General features: G+C 40.1%; 15 protein-coding genes. 6 read left to right on the top strand and 9 right to left on the bottom strand.

Translation table 11 applies throughout. The annotated features are described in order from the left end of the window. Positions 1-230: 230 nt before the first annotated feature. From GWI58_RS04590 to GWI58_RS04610, 5 genes are all read right to left on the bottom strand, one after another. Positions 231-1,553 carry an MFS transporter gene (locus tag GWI58_RS04590; protein WP_161768945.1) on the bottom strand — a complete coding sequence of 441 codons (1,323 nt, stop codon included), beginning with the start codon at positions 1,551-1,553 and terminating at the stop codon, positions 231-233. Between the two features lie 83 nt (positions 1,554-1,636). Further along, entirely contained in the window at positions 1,637-1,924 is a 288-nt protein-coding gene (fixX, locus tag GWI58_RS04595) for a ferredoxin-like protein FixX (protein ID WP_017827370.1), read from the bottom strand. After that, positions 1,921-3,213, bottom strand: coding sequence for an FAD-dependent oxidoreductase FixC (gene fixC, locus GWI58_RS04600; protein ID WP_161768947.1), 1,293 nt, complete (start codon positions 3,211-3,213; stop codon positions 1,921-1,923). Before fixC ends, fixX begins: the two co-directional genes overlap by 4 nt. Positions 3,214-3,268: 55 nt before the next feature. After that, positions 3,269-4,207: an FAD-binding protein gene (locus GWI58_RS04605; protein WP_049197623.1), complete on the bottom strand. Its 939-nt coding sequence runs from the start codon at positions 4,205-4,207 to the stop codon at positions 3,269-3,271. 11 nt (positions 4,208-4,218) lie between these two features. Continuing rightward, on the bottom strand, positions 4,219-4,992 hold the full coding sequence (locus tag GWI58_RS04610; RefSeq protein WP_110229520.1) for an electron transfer flavoprotein FixA: 774 nt from the start codon (positions 4,990-4,992) through the stop codon (positions 4,219-4,221). A gap of 598 nt (positions 4,993-5,590) precedes the next feature. Between GWI58_RS04610 and caiT the strand changes: the two genes are divergently transcribed. The 6 genes from caiT (at position 5,591) to caiE (ending at position 12,698) form a co-directional block, all read left to right on the top strand. After that, positions 5,591-7,105, top strand: a complete 1,515-nt coding sequence (gene caiT / locus GWI58_RS04615) for an L-carnitine/gamma-butyrobetaine antiporter (protein WP_004245792.1) — start codon at positions 5,591-5,593, stop codon at positions 7,103-7,105. A 42-nt stretch (positions 7,106-7,147) separates the two neighbouring features. Beyond that, positions 7,148-8,290 carry a crotonobetainyl-CoA dehydrogenase gene (gene caiA, locus GWI58_RS04620; protein WP_004245793.1) on the top strand — a complete coding sequence of 381 codons (1,143 nt, stop codon included), beginning with the start codon at positions 7,148-7,150 and terminating at the stop codon, positions 8,288-8,290. 69 nt (positions 8,291-8,359) lie between these two features. Then, a complete protein-coding gene (gene caiB / locus GWI58_RS04625) occupies positions 8,360-9,580 on the top strand; it encodes an L-carnitine CoA-transferase (RefSeq protein ID WP_161768948.1) in 1,221 nt (406 codons plus the stop codon). Positions 9,581-9,657: 77 nt separating this feature from the next. Continuing rightward, the gene (gene caiC / locus GWI58_RS04630; RefSeq protein ID WP_110229521.1) at positions 9,658-11,214 is read left to right on the top strand and encodes a crotonobetaine/carnitine-CoA ligase; all 1,557 of its coding nucleotides are present in this window, start codon (positions 9,658-9,660) and stop codon (positions 11,212-11,214) included. 65 nt (positions 11,215-11,279) lie between these two features. Beyond that, positions 11,280-12,065 (top strand): crotonobetainyl-CoA hydratase, encoded by a 786-nt coding sequence (gene caiD / locus GWI58_RS04635; RefSeq protein WP_004249231.1) that lies wholly within the window; start codon positions 11,280-11,282, stop codon positions 12,063-12,065. Positions 12,066-12,104: 39 nt separating this feature from the next. After that, entirely contained in the window at positions 12,105-12,698 is a 594-nt protein-coding gene (caiE, locus tag GWI58_RS04640) for a carnitine operon protein CaiE (RefSeq protein ID WP_017827367.1), read from the top strand. Between the two features lie 63 nt (positions 12,699-12,761). On the opposite strand, the gene caiF is transcribed toward caiE, so the two are convergent. The 4 genes from caiF to GWI58_RS04660 form a co-directional block, all read right to left on the bottom strand. Beyond that, positions 12,762-13,154, bottom strand: a complete 393-nt coding sequence (gene caiF, locus GWI58_RS04645; RefSeq protein ID WP_004250151.1) for a carnitine metabolism transcriptional regulator CaiF — start codon at positions 13,152-13,154, stop codon at positions 12,762-12,764. A 718-nt stretch (positions 13,155-13,872) separates the two neighbouring features. Beyond that, on the bottom strand, positions 13,873-14,535 hold the full coding sequence (fsa, locus tag GWI58_RS04650) for a fructose-6-phosphate aldolase (RefSeq protein WP_004250150.1): 663 nt from the start codon (positions 14,533-14,535) through the stop codon (positions 13,873-13,875). Between the two features lie 262 nt (positions 14,536-14,797). Beyond that, positions 14,798-15,409, bottom strand: a complete 612-nt coding sequence (locus GWI58_RS04655) for a lytic polysaccharide monooxygenase (RefSeq protein ID WP_004245800.1) — start codon at positions 15,407-15,409, stop codon at positions 14,798-14,800. 328 nt (positions 15,410-15,737) lie between these two features. Next, on the bottom strand, positions 15,738-16,199 hold the full coding sequence (locus GWI58_RS04660; RefSeq protein WP_012368461.1) for a regulatory protein RecX: 462 nt from the start codon (positions 16,197-16,199) through the stop codon (positions 15,738-15,740). Positions 16,200-16,227 lie beyond the last annotated feature (28 nt).

Genomic DNA, 16,227 nt, shown 5'->3' on the forward strand with positions numbered 1-16,227 from the left:
CTTATTTAGCTCACTTATTTTAGTGGGCTAAATAGGGCATAGATCATGTTTTATAAATTGAGCAACCCACTCCAAAAATCATTGATTAATTGGAATACTACAACCCATGTACAATCCTTACTAACAATCTTTCTCATGTTTCCATGTTCACGATATACATCTGTTCAAGATTAGTGAACAAGGGAATATCGTGAACAGAATATGGTTAAATATTTTTACAATTAAAGGTTTTATTTACCACGTCGCATAGGCATCGTTGATGTCTGCTTTAACGTTAATCCCTTCGTTTCTGGTGCAAACAGTACTGATACCATCATCCCAAACAGAGAAATAGCCGCCCCCACCAGCATTGTGGTATTGATCCCATAAGTGGCAATAAAAGCGGGAAGCGCACAGGTGGAAATAACCGTCCCAATACGACTTATCGACATAATAACCCCCACCGCCGATGCTCGGATATCGGTTGGAAATAATTCATTCGGATAAAGCCACTGTAAAATGCCAGGTCCTCCCGAGAAAAAAGCGTAGGTAGCAAACGCTAAGATAACGAATAAAATCGGTAAATTCGGGAATATCCCCAGCGTGAATAATGCTAAAGTCATCATCGCAAAACTACCAATTAACAGTGGGCGTCGCCCCGTTTGGTTTAACCAAAACATTGCAGGAATACAACCCAACATAAAAAATAGGCTGATCACGACATTGCCTAATGCCGCACTTCTTCCTGTATCCCATCCTAATAAACCGACAATTTGAGGGCCAAAGGTATAAATGGCAAACATCGGGATCACTTGGCAGGTCCAAATTACGGCAACAAAGAGCACAAATGAGAAGTGGCGTTTATTAAATAATTCGATAAAACGGGTCGTTTTAGCATCTTCTGCTTCAAAGACCACAGGCTCGCCAAAGAGTTTGATCATCATTTTATTACACTCTTTAATACGCCTTTGGCGTATTAACCAAAGCGGTGATTCAGGGAGATCAAAGCGACCAATTAGAATAATAACGCAAGGAATAAAAGCACTGCCTAACATCCAACGCCAGCCATCTTGGACATCATATAAAAGATAACCCACTAAATTGGCACATGTCGCACCGATATACCACATAGCAGCAATAAATCCGACGGCAAAGGCACGTTGCTTTTTATTGGAAAATTCGGTGATCATCGAAGTTGCAATAGGATAGTCAGCGCCAATCACAATCCCAATAAGGAAGCGCATCACTAACAACCCTATTGGTGTTGAAACAAACATGGTCGCAATAGAAATCACCGCAATAGCCACAATATCAACGAGGAACATTTTACGGCGCCCTACTTTGTCACAAATATAGCCAAAAAGTGAGGTACCAATAAAAAGCCCTGCTAATGTTGCCGCACCAAGCAAACCAATCCATCGCGTATCAAGCTGTAATATAGGTGTTAATTGTTCGAGCGCCACACCAATAATGACTAATACATAACCATCAAGAAAAGGGCCGCCACTTCCCCATAACATCACTCGACGATGTACTGAGGTAAAACGAATATCATCAAAGTTTCTGGGCTGCATGACTGCGTCCTAGTCTATTTTTTTAACCAAAGAAAGAAAAGCTCCCAGGCCGGAGACAGCGCTGGGAGAAAAGTAGCGATACATCATCCGTAACGATATTCCACGCCAAACGTTCCGCGTGGGTATTCCCATTTTTCAAGCGCACTGTCTAAACCGAGAATTCGACACGTTCCACACTCTAAGCACCCTGCATAATCAAAGCTGACGCTACCATCTTGTTGTTTTTTATAAAGACCCGCAGGACAAGCTTTTACCAGTGTGTCTAATACTTGCATATCAGGTTGCTGTTTAATGACGATATGTGGATTTTCTTCATCGACATTAAATTTATTGATGCCCAATTTGACATCGACATTTACAGGAGAACTCATATTGCTTTTACTCCTTTGATCCCATCTTTTATTAAATTCATCCACCCCACTTTTTTGCTATGACGCATGATGGTTTTACGCATCGGTACAGGGGCATCATCGGTGACAGTAAAGAGATCTTTTGCAATACCAACCACCATGTCAGGATAAGCAGTAAACATACGCGGATTATCTAGTAAATCAGGCATACGTTGATATGCTTTCATATCGCGCAAAGGCCCCTGTGCTAAATGATCGAGATACTCATTAAGGGTTTGTTTACTAAAATCATTTTTTGCCATTGCTGAAAGCACCGTTTTTGCAGCAGCTTCCCCTGAAGCCATGGCTAAATCCATCCCTCTAATGGTAAAACCTAGATTCATACACATGCCTGCCGCATCTCCTGCTATCAAAACACCATCGCGAACAAGTTCGTGTTGCATTCGCAAACCTGCCTCAGGTACCACATGGGCGCTATATTCCACCATTTTTCCATCAGCAATTAGCGGTGCTACAACGGGATGTTGTTTAAAATCTTCTAGCATTTGTGGAACCGATTTTTTGGCATCTTTAATATGGTGAAGCCCACAGACAAGCCCCAAAGAAAGCGTCGTTTTATTGGTATATAAAAAACCGCCCCCCATTAACCCATCGGTAGGAGAGCCGGCAAATAACCAAGCTACACCTTCGTTATCTTTTAGGTTAAAACGATCTTTAATGACACTTTCAGGCAGTTCGATGATCTCTTTTACGCCCACGGCAACATTTTCAGCTGCAACTCGTTTAGTCATGCCTAACTGTTCAGCCAAAAGTGAGTTCACACCATCAGCCAAAATCACTGCTTTGGCTTCTAATACATCACCATTTGCTTCTACACCGACAATTTTACCGTCACGCTCAACTAACTTATCAACAAGAATGCCCGTGATACACTGGGCGCCTGCATCTTCGGCTTGCGCCATTAGCCATTGATCAAATTCACCACGTAATACAGACCAAGAGGCATGATTAGGGTTATGCGTTTCAGCGTTTTGATAGTCGATAGTCATAGCCCCTGTTTGTGTCATAAATGACAGTTTTTCATGGGTGATCACCCGCTCAACCGGAGCCTGTTGCGCAAATTCAGGAATGATGCGCTCAAGGGTATGGGCGTATAGACGACCACCCGTTACATTTTTTCCGCCGGCGTAGTTCCCTCTTTCTATTAGCAATACCTGCGCACCTTCTCTGGCTAAAACAAGTGCAGCCACAGAGCCCGCTAATCCTGCGCCAACAATAATGGCATCGAAAATATCTTCGGAATCGGACATAACATCTCCAGAACTTGCAAATAAAGCAGAGAAGTTATCTTCTCTGCTGACTAAATCAGTTAGATAGTTGACGGGTAAGTGCAGGCAAAATCTTCATTAAATCACCGACAATGCCGTAGTCAGCAAATTGGAAGATAGGTGCATTTTTATCTTTGTTGATCGCCATAATGGTTTGTGATCCATTTGCACCAACCATATGTTGAATTTGTCCTGAAATACCTACCGCCAAATACAGATCTGGCTTAAGCATCAGGTTAGAAATGCCAACATAACGCTCATGCTCCATCCATTTTTCATTTTCAGCCACAGGGCGAGAGCAGGCGATTTCAGCCCCAATCTTTTTTGCTAACTCTTCTGCAATAGCAATATTTTCTTTACTGCCAATACCTCGACCAACACTGACCACAAAACGGGCTTTATCCAGATCGACGGCATTGATTTTTCTTGGCTGAATTGACTGGCAAATAATGCTTTGTGAAGGGGCAATCCATGCTACTTTTTGTGCCGTACCCGTAGCCTGTGTTTCTGATGCAACGTCAAAAGCACCAGTACTTGCGGTAACAACACAATAAGGTGTTGTTAATGTTTCATCACCAAAGGCAAGTCCACCGTAAACCATATGTTTTGCCACTAATGCATCATTTTGGGTACTTAATGATTGTGCATCATTTGATACTACCGCGGCTAAACGGTGACCTAAACGAGCGGCAAATAATTTGCCACGACGCGTATTCGGCAGTAAAACCAAGCCGGCATCGCTATGTGATTTAATGGTTTCAACGATACTTTGTGCATAATCTTCCATAATGCGATCATCAGGTTTACCTTCTAATTGGAAAACCGCTGTCGCCCCTAATTTAAAGGCAGCGATGCTTTGCTCATCATTAAAGGTAAAGACATTGATTGATTGACCTAATGAAGAAGCACCACCCATTAATTCTGGTAAAGGAGAAAGTACATCACTCAACACCCAAACAGTTGAAAACTGGCTCATAACTCCCCCTATTACTTAATAATTTTTCGTAAATATTCAGCAAATTCAGCAATTTGATCATCGCCATCACCTTCAATAATGATGCGCTGACGTACTTTTTGTTTCGGTGCTAACACGGTTTGCTCTGAACGTGGCGTTATGGGCTCTAAACCAAGATCGGCCAAACTCCATTGTTGAACCGGCTTTTTAGCGGCACCTAAAATGGCTTTCATGGATGGAATTTGCGGAGAGTTGATATCGGTAGAAACGGCAATCACCGCAGGTAAGGTGATAGTAAGCGTTTCAATTTCGTTTTCTAATTCGCGTTCAACGGTGATGGAATCAGTTGTAATAGAAACAATTTTATTAACCCCATTAATGGCAGGAATATTCAAGATCTCCCCCACTAACAAACTCACTTGTTGGGAACTTAGATCTGCCGAGCCATCACCACATAAGATAAGATCGTACCCCTGTTTAGTTGCAGCAGCAGCAAGCACTGTCGCCGTTTGATAAGGAAGAGAAGCTTCCAATTGCTCATCGACCACCACCACGAGATCATCAGCACCACGAGATAACACATCTTTACGTGCTTTAGCGTTAGTCAGCGCGTTACCACCTACGCTCATTGCCGTAATTTGAATACCATCAAGTTGTGTTTTTAACTGATTCGCCGCTTCAATCGCATTTAAATCATATTGGCTAATTTTGTTATTGGCGCGCGAAAAATCGAGTGAACCATCGGCATTATTGACCACAATATCCTGTTCATCGGGAACACTCTTGTAACATGTAATAATCTTCATTACATCTCCTGAAATTAATAAATATGTCATTTACTCTGGCAATGTAATATACAATTAGCACAATTAAATGATTAAGAAATTAAATCTAGATCACCAATATTGAAGATTATTAAATAAGAGATGGATAGCGTTCAATATTGCTAAATACATCACCAATATTGAAATTAAATTTAATTAAAGTGATTAACTTTCAATATTGTTATCTGGATCAACAATATTGAACATAATAAGAAATGAGTTATTTAATATTCAATATTGCCGCAAAGATCAACAATATTGAAAGAGCAAATATAACACATTTATCACAAACCCAAATATATTCTTATTTATCAATTAATTAAAATGAAAATAAAAGGTTATAAACCGTAACATAAAATCGACAAAAAGAATAGTGTGAAGTGAATAACAGAATGGAACATTAATAATATCCATTATTCTTCTTCATTAATAATTTTATAAATTAGCCAATCGGCTTGTTTTTTGATTATGATAAAAACCAATTAATGGAATATATAGGATCTAACTAAAAGAGTTTATTCGAAATTAGGAATTAACACTTATTAAACTTCTGCGCTAAATATATTTGGAAAATTTACCTATGAGCAAAGATAATAAAAAGGCAGGAATAGAACCGAAGGTTTTTTTTCCGCCATTAATCATTGTTGGTATTTTATGCTGGTTAACGGTACGCGATCTTGACGCTTCAAATGAAGTGATCAATGCCGTGTTCAGCTATGTTACCAATGTCTGGGGTTGGGCCTTCGAATGGTATATGGTGATCATGTTCGGGGGCTGGTTCTGGTTGGTTTTTGGACGTTATGCCAAAAAACGCCTGGGCGATGAGAAACCTGAATTTAGTACGGCAAGCTGGATCTTTATGATGTTTGCTTCTTGTACATCAGCGGCTGTGCTGTTTTGGGGCTCAATTGAAATATACTACTACATTTCAAGTCCTCCTTTCGGTATGGAAGGTTACTCCGCGCCAGCCAAAGAGATAGGGTTAGCTTACAGCTTATTCCACTGGGGCCCGCTACCTTGGGCAACCTATAGTTTCCTATCTGTCGCCTTCGCTTACTTCTTTTTTGTGCGCAAAATGGAAGTGATCCGCCCAAGTAGCACTTTAACGCCATTAGTGGGTGAAAAACACGTTAATGGTTTATTTGGTACTGTCGTCGACAATTTCTATTTGGTCGCTTTGATCCTAGCAATGGGCACCAGCCTTGGGCTTGCAACGCCTTTGGTAACTGAATGTATTCAATACTTATTTGGTATTCCTCACACTCTACAATTAGATGCCATTATTATCTCTTGCTGGATCTTACTCAACGCTATTTGTGTGGCATTTGGTCTACAAAAAGGGGTAAAAATCGCCAGTGATGTGCGTACTTACCTGAGCTTCTTAATGTTAGGTTGGGTATTTATCGTGGGTGGTGCCAGCTTTATTGTCAATTACTTCACAGATTCTGTGGGTACATTGCTGATGTATATGCCACGTATGTTGTTTTACACCGATCCTATTGGTAAAGGGGGTTTTCCTCAAGCTTGGACTGTCTTCTATTGGGCTTGGTGGGTTATTTACGCCATTCAAATGAGTATCTTCTTAGCGCGTATTTCTAAAGGTCGTACTGTTCGTGAATTATGTTTAGGAATGGTATCAGGTTTAACCGCGGGGACTTGGCTGATTTGGACTATTCTGGGGGGTAACACTTTACAACTGATTGACCAAAATATCCTTAATATTCCGCAACTGATTGATCAATATGGTGTGCCACGCGCCATTATCGAAACATGGGCCGCCTTACCCCTCAGTACAGCAACCATGTGGGGCTTCTTTATTCTCTGCTTTATCGCCACAGTCACTTTAATCAATGCCTGCTCTTACACACTAGCAATGTCAACTTGTCGCTCCATGAAAGAAGGGGCTGAACCACCATTATTGGTACGCATCGGCTGGTCTGTATTAGTCGGTATTATCGGCATTATTTTACTAGCATTAGGCGGCTTAAAACCGATCCAAACCGCCATTATTGCCGGAGGATGCCCACTATTTTTCGTCAATATCATGGTCACCTTGTCCTTTATAAAAGATGCCAAAGTGCACTGGAAAGATTGATCTCCCTATACGCAAAAAATGACACATTAAGAGGTTATTAACATGGATTTTAGATTGAATGATGAGCAGGAACTGTTTGTTGACGGTGTCCGCGAATTAATGGCCAGTGAAAACTGGGAAGCTTATTTCGCACAGTGTGATCGCGAAAGTAAATACCCTGAGCGTTTTGTTAAGGCCTTAGCGGATATGGAAATTGACAATCTGCTTATCCCTGAAGAGCACGGTGGTTTAAATGCCGGATTTGTTACTGTTGCCGCAATTTGGATGGAATTAGGTCGTTTAGGTGCGCCAACCTATGTGCTCTATCAATTACCGGGGGGATTTAACACCGTATTGCGTGAAGGGACTCAAGAACAAATCGACAAAATCATGGCGTTTCGTGGTACAGGCAAACAGATGTGGAATTCAGCGATCACTGAACCGGGAGCCGGCTCTGATGTGGGTAGCTTACAAACCACTTATACCCGTAAAAATGGCAAAGTTTATCTCAACGGTAGCAAATGCTTTATCACCAGTAGTGCTTATACCCCTTATATCGTCGTGATGAGTCGTGATGCGGCTTCCCCTGATAAACCCATCTTTACCGAATGGTTTGTCGATATGAGTAAACCCGGCATTAAAGTCACTAAGTTAGAAAAACTGGGTTTACGTATGGATAGCTGCTGTGAAATCACCTTCGACAACGTTGAACTTGAAGAAAAAGACATGTTTGGTCGCGAAGGTAACGGCTTTAACCGTGTGAAAGAAGAGTTTGATCATGAGCGTTTCTTAGTGGCACTGACTAACTATGGTACCGCCATGTGTGCGTTTGAAGATGCAGCGCGCTACGCCAACCAACGGGTTCAATTTGGTGAGACTATCGGTCGCTTCCAACTTATTCAAGAAAAATTCGCCCATATGGCGATCAAACTCAATTCAATGCGCAACATGTTATATGAAACTGCATGGAAAAGTGACAATGGCTTAATTACCTCCGGTGATGCTGCAATGTGTAAATACTTCTGTGCGAATGCAGCCTTTGAAGTGGTTGATAGTGCGATGCAAGTGCTGGGTGGTGTGGGGATCGCAGGTGAACACCGTATTGCACGTTTTTGGCGTGATCTACGCGTTGACCGTGTATCTGGTGGCTCTGATGAAATGCAGATCCTGACATTAGGACGCGCTGTACTCAAACAGTATCGTTAATTAATCGCAGAGCACTCTCTTAACATCGAGTAAGGGAGTGTTCAAACAGTCCACTGACGAGGTGACATTATGACAGAACATTTACCCATGCCACAATTTGGGCCACTAGCTGGAGTTCGTGTGGTGTTTTCAGGTATTGAGATTGCCGGGCCATTTGCAGGACAGATGTTTGCAGAGTGGGGAGCAGAGGTCATTTGGATTGAAAACGTTGCATGGGCGGATACCATTCGTGTTCAACCCCATTATCCACAGCTTTCCCGTCGCAATCTACATGCGTTATCGTTAAATATTTTCAAAGAAGAAGGCCGTGATGCTTTCCTAAAATTAATGGAAACCACGGATATTTTTATCGAAGCCAGCAAAGGTCCTGCCTTTGCCCGTCGCGGTATTACCGATGAGGTTTTATGGGAGCATAACCCTAAATTGGTTATCGCGCACTTATCCGGCTTTGGTCAATATGGCGATCCGCAATATACCAACCTTCCAGCCTACAACACTATTGCCCAAGCATTTAGTGGCTATCTCATTCAAAACGGCGATAAAGACCAACCTATGCCCGCTTTTCCTTATACCGCTGACTATTTCTCTGGTATGACGGCAACCACCTCAGCATTAGCGGCACTGTACAAAGTGCAACAAACGGGCAAAGGGGAAAGTATTGATATTGCAATGTATGAAGTGATGTTGCGAATGGGGCAATACTTCATGATGGACTATTTTAATGGCGGAGAAATCTGTCCACGAATGACCAAAGGCAAAGATCCATACTATGCCGGCTGTGGCTTATACCGTTGCCAAGATGGTTATATCGTGATGGAAGTGGTCGGCATCACTCAAATTGAAGAAATTTTTAAAGATATTGGTCTTGCTCATCTATTAGGTACTCCTGAAGTCCCCAAAGGGACACAACTGATCCACCGTATTAATTGCCCTCATGGTCAACTCTTTGAAGATAAATTAGATGAATGGCTAGCCAACCAGCCGATTACCCCCGTACTAAAACGACTATCTGAACTCAATATTGCCAGTGCAAAAGTGTTAACCATTCCTGAATTAGAAGGCAATCCACAATACGTGGCTCGAGAGTCAATTACTCAATGGAAAACGATGAGTGGTGAAACCTGTAAGGGACCAAATATCATGCCGAAATTCAAAAATAATCCAGGAAAAATCTGGCGTGGTATGCCTGCTCACGGCATGGATACCAATGCGATTTTGAAAAATATCGGTTATAGCGACGAACAAATTAGGGAGCTAGTCGATAAAGGGCTAGCTAAAATCGTAGAGTAAATACCGTTAGACTCAGGTACAAGTGGCACTATCCCACAATACCTGAGCTTACGGCAAAAGCATGGGATAACAGTTTAATGGATGTGATTGGCAGACAACACTTACGGCAAATGTGGGATGATTTAGCTGAAGTTTATGATAAAAAAACAGCGCTAATTTTTGAATCTGCACAAGGGAAAGTCAGACAATTTAGCTACAGTGAATTAAATGAAGAGATCAACAGAGCCGCAAATCTTTTTCATGCCTGTGGTATAAAAAAAGGCGACCATGTTGCCTTACATCTTGATAACTGCCCAGAATTTTTCTTTTGCTGGTTTGGACTGGCAAAAATTGGCGCTATTATGGTGCCCATTAATGCCCGCTTTATGTATGAAGAGAGTGCTTGGATCATTAACCATTGCCAAGCACACTTTGTGGTAACAAGTGATAATTTCTCTCCAATTTACCAACCGATGTTGCACGATAAGCACTCTCCTTTAACGCAACTGTTTTTAATAACAGAAAACTGTCTCCCTACTGAACAAGGGGTTGTTGATTTTTTAAGTGAAAAAGCCAAGCATCCCGTTACGCTTAATCATCACACCCCATTAAGTGTGGATGACACGGCTGAAATCCTTTTTACCTCAGGAACTACTTCACAACCCAAAGGAGTAGTTATTACGCATTATAATTTACGTTTTGCTGGCTACTACTCCTCATGGCAGAACGCCTTACGGGAAGATGATATCTATCTTACCGTCATGCCTGCTTTTCATATCGATTGTCAGTGTACCGCATCACTTCCTGCTTTTTCTGTCGGTGCCACATTTGTACTACTAGAAAAATACAGTGCAAGAGCCTTCTGGAAGCAAATTCTCAAATACCAAGCAACGGTAACAGAATGCATACCCATGATGATGCGCACCTTAATGGCACAACCAGTCTCACCAGATGAAAAGCAACATAAACTGCGCGAAGTGATGTTTTACCTCAATCTTGCAGATGAAGAGAAAGACGCCTTTGTTGAACGCTTTAATGTGCGATTACTCACCTCTTACGGCATGACAGAAACCATTGTTGGCTTAATCGGTGACAGACCGGGCGATAAACGCCGTTGGCCATCTATTGGTAGACCGGGATTTTGTTATCAAGCGCAAATTCGCGACAAACAAAATCAGCAAGTTCCTAACGGTGTAGTTGGTGAGATCTGCGTCAAAGGTGAAGCGGGAAAAACCTTATTTAAAGAGTATTACAATCGCCCCGATGCAACAGAAAAAGCGCTAGAGCCTGATGGTTGGTTACACACGGGTGACTATGGTTATCAAGATGACGAAGGCTTTTTCTATTTTGTTGATCGCAGTTGCAACATGATCAAACGCGGTGGTGAAAACGTCTCTTGTATTGAAATTGAAAATATCATCGCATCACATCCTAAAATCCAAGATGTAGCAGTAATTGGTGTACCTGATGATATTCGCGATGAAGCCATTAAAGCCTTTGTGGTACTGGTTGACGGTGAAACGTTAAGTGAAGAAGCCTTTTTCGCCTTTTGTGAACAGAATATGGCGAAATTTAAAGTGCCTTCCGCCGTTGAGTTTAAACAGGGGTTACCACGTAATTGCTCAGGCAAAGTGATCAAAAAGCATTTGAAATAAGCCATAAGTGGGTTTTCGTGACAGTTAATTATAACTGCTTATTTTTATTGAAAAAGGAATATGACATGAGCCAATCATTACATCTAACAACACGTGGTTCAGTGCTTGAAATTATATTAGATAGACCGAAAGCCAATGCAATTGATGCCAAAACCAGTCATGAAATGGGTGAGGTATTTATGCGTTTTCGTGATGATCCTAGTTTACGCGTTGCCATTATTACAGGTGCTGGTGAACGATTCTTTTGTGCCGGCTGGGATTTGAAAGCCGCAGCTGAAGGAGAAGCCCCTGATGCAGACTTTGGTGCTGGTGGCTTTGCGGGCTTAACGGAATTATTTGATCTTAATAAACCTGTCATTGCTGCCATTAACGGCTATGCTTTTGGGGGTGGCTTTGAATTAGCACTGGCAGCCGACATGATAATTTGTTCAGACAATGCTTCTTTTGCCTTGCCAGAAGCACAATTAGGTATTGTCCCAGACAGTGGCGGTGTTTTACGTTTACCTAAACGCTTACCTCCTGCAATTGTCAATGAAATGCTCATGACTGGCCGTCGTATGAATGCACAAGAGGCGCTACGCTGGGGCATTGCTAACCGCGTTGTCAGTGCGGCTGAACTGATGGATAGCGCCCGTGAATTAGCCGATCAAATCGCCAACAGTGCGCCACTTGCAGTCGCTGCATTAAAAGAGATCTACCGTGCCACTAGCGAGCTTTCGATTGAAGAAGGCTACAAATTAATGCGCAGTGGTGTTCTAAAATATTACCCAAGTGTTTTACATTCAGAAGATGCACTCGAAGGCCCGCTAGCCTTTGCCGAAAAACGCTCACCTGAATGGAAAGGACGATAATTATCACTTGAATTGATAATACAACTAAGAGGAAAACTGATGAGTATCTATGCATTTGAAGGTGTTATTCCTGTTGTTCATCCAACAGCTTACATTCACCCATCAGCAGTACTAATTGGCGATGTCATTATTGGTGCTGGTGTTTATATTGGCCCTTTGGCTTCATTACGGGGTGATTATGGCCGTTTAATTGTTGAAGCAGGTGCAAATCTTCAAGATGGCTGTGTTATGCATGGTTATACGGATATGGATACCATTGTGCAAGAAAATGGTCATATTGGTCATGGTGCTATTCTTCACAGTTGTATTATCGGTCGTGATAGCCTAGTCGGCATGAATAGCGTGATTATGGATGGTGCGATCATTGGTGAGGAAAGTATTGTTGCCGCCATGAGCTTTGTGAAAGCGGGCTTTCAAGGGCAGGCGCGACAAATGTTAATGGGAAGCCCAGCAAAACATGTACGTGATATTAGCGACCAAGATATGCAGTGGAAACGTATGAATACTCGTGAATATCAAGATCTCACTGTTCGTTGTCGTCAAAGCTTAGTAGAAACGACACCATTAACAGCCCCTGAAGCTAATCGTCCTCGTTTAAGGGGCACGACAGAGGTAAAACCTAAAGGCCAATAAGCCAACAGCGACAGGCACAACAAACGCCTGTCGTATTGCTTTATTTTAACACTCGGCTATCAATTAACGCCGTTGTGATTTTGACAACATCCATTGCCATTTTTGTTGGTGATTCAGCCCATGGGGGATCATAGCTGCTAATTTCTCTGGGGCGCTTAAACGACTTTTACTTTGCGTATGACCTTTTAAACGAGAGTAAAGAGCAGGATCAATATGACTGACTTTGATCATCCGTTGGCATTGGCACCCTCTTCCTTCCAATTGATTAGGAACACTTTTGGTTTCACACTCAATCTCTTTTACATCAGAAAGAATATAAGAAACGATATTAATCGCATTACATTGGGGGATATCAAAATTTTTAGCGATCTCTTTCGCACTCACCCAGCGTTGTTGCTCTTGAACCCAGTCTGCAATTAACAAATAGAGTGGTTTATTTATGTCTTCTTCACACATATTTACTCCAACAATATTACAAATCAAAGTTTATTTATCTCTAAATAAAGATAATAACTATATGTTAATTTTATTTAACCGCGGAGTATCGGCTTTCCCTGTTAATTCATTCAGTTAGTTATTTAAAAATAAATAATATTTTGTATATCATTAACAACCAAACTCTTTAATTAACACATTAATTACAATTTATTTTGTTGTTATTAAATATAAAATAACACTAATAAAAATAAATAAAATCAACTTACTGAGTTTACAGTAAGAACGGACAAAAAGAATAAAAGAACATGATAAAAGTGTTTATAAACAACAAAATAGCATAAAAATATTATATTATTAATCCATTAAAATGCTAAGGTTATAGTAATAGATTTATTTTTAGATTACCACAAAGGCAACTTATTGTTAGATATAAATCAATAATTGATTAAATTACACCTTATCCGCGTATGCGATAATTTAGCAGAGAATAATCTTACTTTAAAAACATAAATCGATATAATAAATTATTATTGCGCAATTTAATCAGATAATATTTCTACAATATAGTACAATACTCAGCATTCTATTCTTTTTAAATAGTCTAATTCATCAGTAGAGTTTTTATTTAATATAGACAGAAAAATTGAATAAGAATAATATTTATTTTACCTATGATTATTATTTTATTGGCGCCATTAACATTAAATGGCGCCAAATAACAAACACAATAAAATCATTACAATGATTGGCGATTAAAGGCTAATGACCAATCATCAGTAAATTTATTAATCGCATCATCGACTACGGGTGAACGGATAATAGAGTAGGCAAGCTCTATCGGAAGTGTTACTGCCGAAGCGCCAGACAACAGACAATCAACCACTTGGCGTGGTGTTTTAAAACTAGCTGCCAGTATTTTAGTGGGTAAATTATGCATGGAAATCAGCGTTTGCAACTCTCTTACTACTCTCACACCATCAGAGCCTTGTCTATCCATACGATGCACATAAGGAGCGATATAATCAGCCCCTGCTAGCGCCGCCATTAACCCTTGAGACACACTGTAAATAGCAGTCCCCAATACCAACATATTTTTTTGCTTTAATTGTTTAATAGCAACCAAGCCAGCTTCAGTGACGGGAATTTTAATCACAGTATTATCGGCAATATTACCAATGCGCAATGCTTCTTCAATCATGGTATCGATATCACGGGCAATCACCTGCGCAAATATCCGCCCTTTGCCACCCATAGCGGCTTTTAATTCAGGTAATAACGTTTCAATGGGCTGCGCTGATTGAGCAATAATAGAAGGATTGGTAGTGACACCAGCAATAGGAAGCACTTGTGAAAGTTTTCTCACTTCTTCAATATCTGCGGTATCTAAATAGATTTCCATAATCGCGCCTCAATGATGTTGGTTTTAAGCTAAATAATTATAGGTATAGTTTAGAAAGTAGCATTGTAAGCGAAGGATTTCCAGTCAGTTTAATGAAAATAGCGCCATTTTCACGGCGCTAACAATTAAACAAAAAAATAACCGTTATATTTATTTAACCCTCACCATTAATATAATTTTTGCTATTAATCCTAGCCCAAATCTTAATAGTGTTAAGATTAACAGCATGACAAAAATAATTATTTAAATAAAATATAGCGAGTTATTTTTTAAATTCAGCATCAATAACTTGATAAAAAGCATTACCCGTATCAGCAATATCCCAAACACCTAAAATAATTTGATAACCAGAACGTTCTGGTATATTACAATTTAATGTTACGGTTTCTGTGGGTATTTTTCCATTATCATTTCGTTGGCAGAAAGGTGTTAAATCAAAATCAGCACGGGTCAATGGTTTATTAACATCCCACCCTGGTTTTGTAATAAAGAAGCGCCATGATTCAGTGCTATGTTTTGCAGTTAATGTCCACTTAAAAGTATTTTCGCCACTTTTCATTGCCACTTTATGCCAGCGATCTGCACTTTGTGCATTTAAAGCAGAAAAAGTTGCCTTTCCACCACTGGCAATTTCACCATCAGCTGGGCCACCTTTAGGGAAACCTTTATCCCCTTCAATGGATTGCGGTTCATACTGTATCGGACCACAATTTTTATTTAAATTCCCCCCTTTGGATGAACAAAGAAAAGCTCTGCTGGGTGGGATATCAATATAGCCATGCTTTAATGTCACCTCAGCTGATGCTGTTGAAATAATACCTGCAGATGATAATAATAATGTTGCAGTAAATAGCATAAGTTTATTTTTCTTCATAATAAATCCTCAATAATAATTAAATTTTTTAAAATATAATGATTATGTCAATCACATTAGATATTAGTCAAAAATAGATAATTAAATATATATTTATTAAAATCTGTGAGCAATATCGTCATTTAATTTAATATTAAAAGGAGACTAAAACAGTCATTTAATATTTATTAGATGATGATTAACTATTGAAATAATAAAAATATAAACAAGATTATATAAAATAAGTTTATTATTAAAAAATAGTTTTAAATTAACATTTCACTTAAATTAACTATTCTTTATAAAAATTAGTTTGATGATAAATATGCCATGGCACTTCGTTAATCAATTAAAATAACGCATTGATATAATCAGAAGTAAACCCTCGATATTGGAGATAGCGGATCTGTTTCGCTCTTTCTTTAAAATCTTTGGGTTTACCTGTACCAAATTTTTTCTCTTTAAGATCTTGGCAGAGTGCATACCAATCAGTTTCTGTTTCTTCTAGTACCCGTGCAATAATTTCACTGGGAAAGCCTTTTTGCCGTAACTCTTGGCGAATACGCAGCGGACCATAAGATTTACTTAAATAACGACGAAAAAAAGCATATACCGTGCGATTATCATCCAGATATTGGCCTTCTAATAATCGCTCGATCACTTGCTCTAAGCATCTTTCATCGGTTGTGCTCTGTTTAGCTTTATCGACTTCGTTGATCCTACGTGCTAAACGGCGTTTCAGCTCAGTGGTGCCATAATCACGACGCGACAACATAAATATAGCGTATTGGTATAATTCATCATAAGTCATCGCAACTCCTTAATGTTATTGCACCCCA

The organism is Proteus sp. G2674 (genome assembly GCF_009915195.1).
In the GTDB taxonomy this organism is placed as follows: Bacteria; Pseudomonadota; Gammaproteobacteria; order Enterobacterales; family Enterobacteriaceae; genus Proteus; species Proteus mirabilis.

Excerpts from the sequence above, each read along its gene's own strand:
- GWI58_RS04590 (WP_161768945.1), bottom strand. The coding sequence starts at position 1,553 with ATGCAGCCCAGAAACTTTGATGATATTCGTTTTACCTCAGTACATCGT.
- fixX (WP_017827370.1), bottom strand. The coding sequence starts at position 1,924 with ATGAGTTCTCCTGTAAATGTCGATGTCAAATTGGGCATCAATAAATTT.
- fixC (WP_161768947.1), bottom strand. The coding sequence starts at position 3,213 with ATGTCCGATTCCGAAGATATTTTCGATGCCATTATTGTTGGCGCAGGA.
- GWI58_RS04605 (WP_049197623.1), bottom strand. The coding sequence starts at position 4,207 with ATGAGCCAGTTTTCAACTGTTTGGGTGTTGAGTGATGTACTTTCTCCT.
- GWI58_RS04610 (WP_110229520.1), bottom strand. The coding sequence starts at position 4,992 with ATGAAGATTATTACATGTTACAAGAGTGTTCCCGATGAACAGGATATT.
- caiT (WP_004245792.1), top strand. The coding sequence starts at position 5,591 with ATGAGCAAAGATAATAAAAAGGCAGGAATAGAACCGAAGGTTTTTTTT.
- caiA (WP_004245793.1), top strand. The coding sequence starts at position 7,148 with ATGGATTTTAGATTGAATGATGAGCAGGAACTGTTTGTTGACGGTGTC.
- caiB (WP_161768948.1), top strand. The coding sequence starts at position 8,360 with ATGACAGAACATTTACCCATGCCACAATTTGGGCCACTAGCTGGAGTT.
- caiC (WP_110229521.1), top strand. The coding sequence starts at position 9,658 with ATGGATGTGATTGGCAGACAACACTTACGGCAAATGTGGGATGATTTA.
- caiD (WP_004249231.1), top strand. The coding sequence starts at position 11,280 with ATGAGCCAATCATTACATCTAACAACACGTGGTTCAGTGCTTGAAATT.
- caiE (WP_017827367.1), top strand. The coding sequence starts at position 12,105 with ATGAGTATCTATGCATTTGAAGGTGTTATTCCTGTTGTTCATCCAACA.
- caiF (WP_004250151.1), bottom strand. The coding sequence starts at position 13,154 with ATGTGTGAAGAAGACATAAATAAACCACTCTATTTGTTAATTGCAGAC.
- fsa (WP_004250150.1), bottom strand. The coding sequence starts at position 14,535 with ATGGAAATCTATTTAGATACCGCAGATATTGAAGAAGTGAGAAAACTT.
- GWI58_RS04655 (WP_004245800.1), bottom strand. The coding sequence starts at position 15,409 with ATGAAGAAAAATAAACTTATGCTATTTACTGCAACATTATTATTATCA.
- GWI58_RS04660 (WP_012368461.1), bottom strand. The coding sequence starts at position 16,199 with ATGACTTATGATGAATTATACCAATACGCTATATTTATGTTGTCGCGT.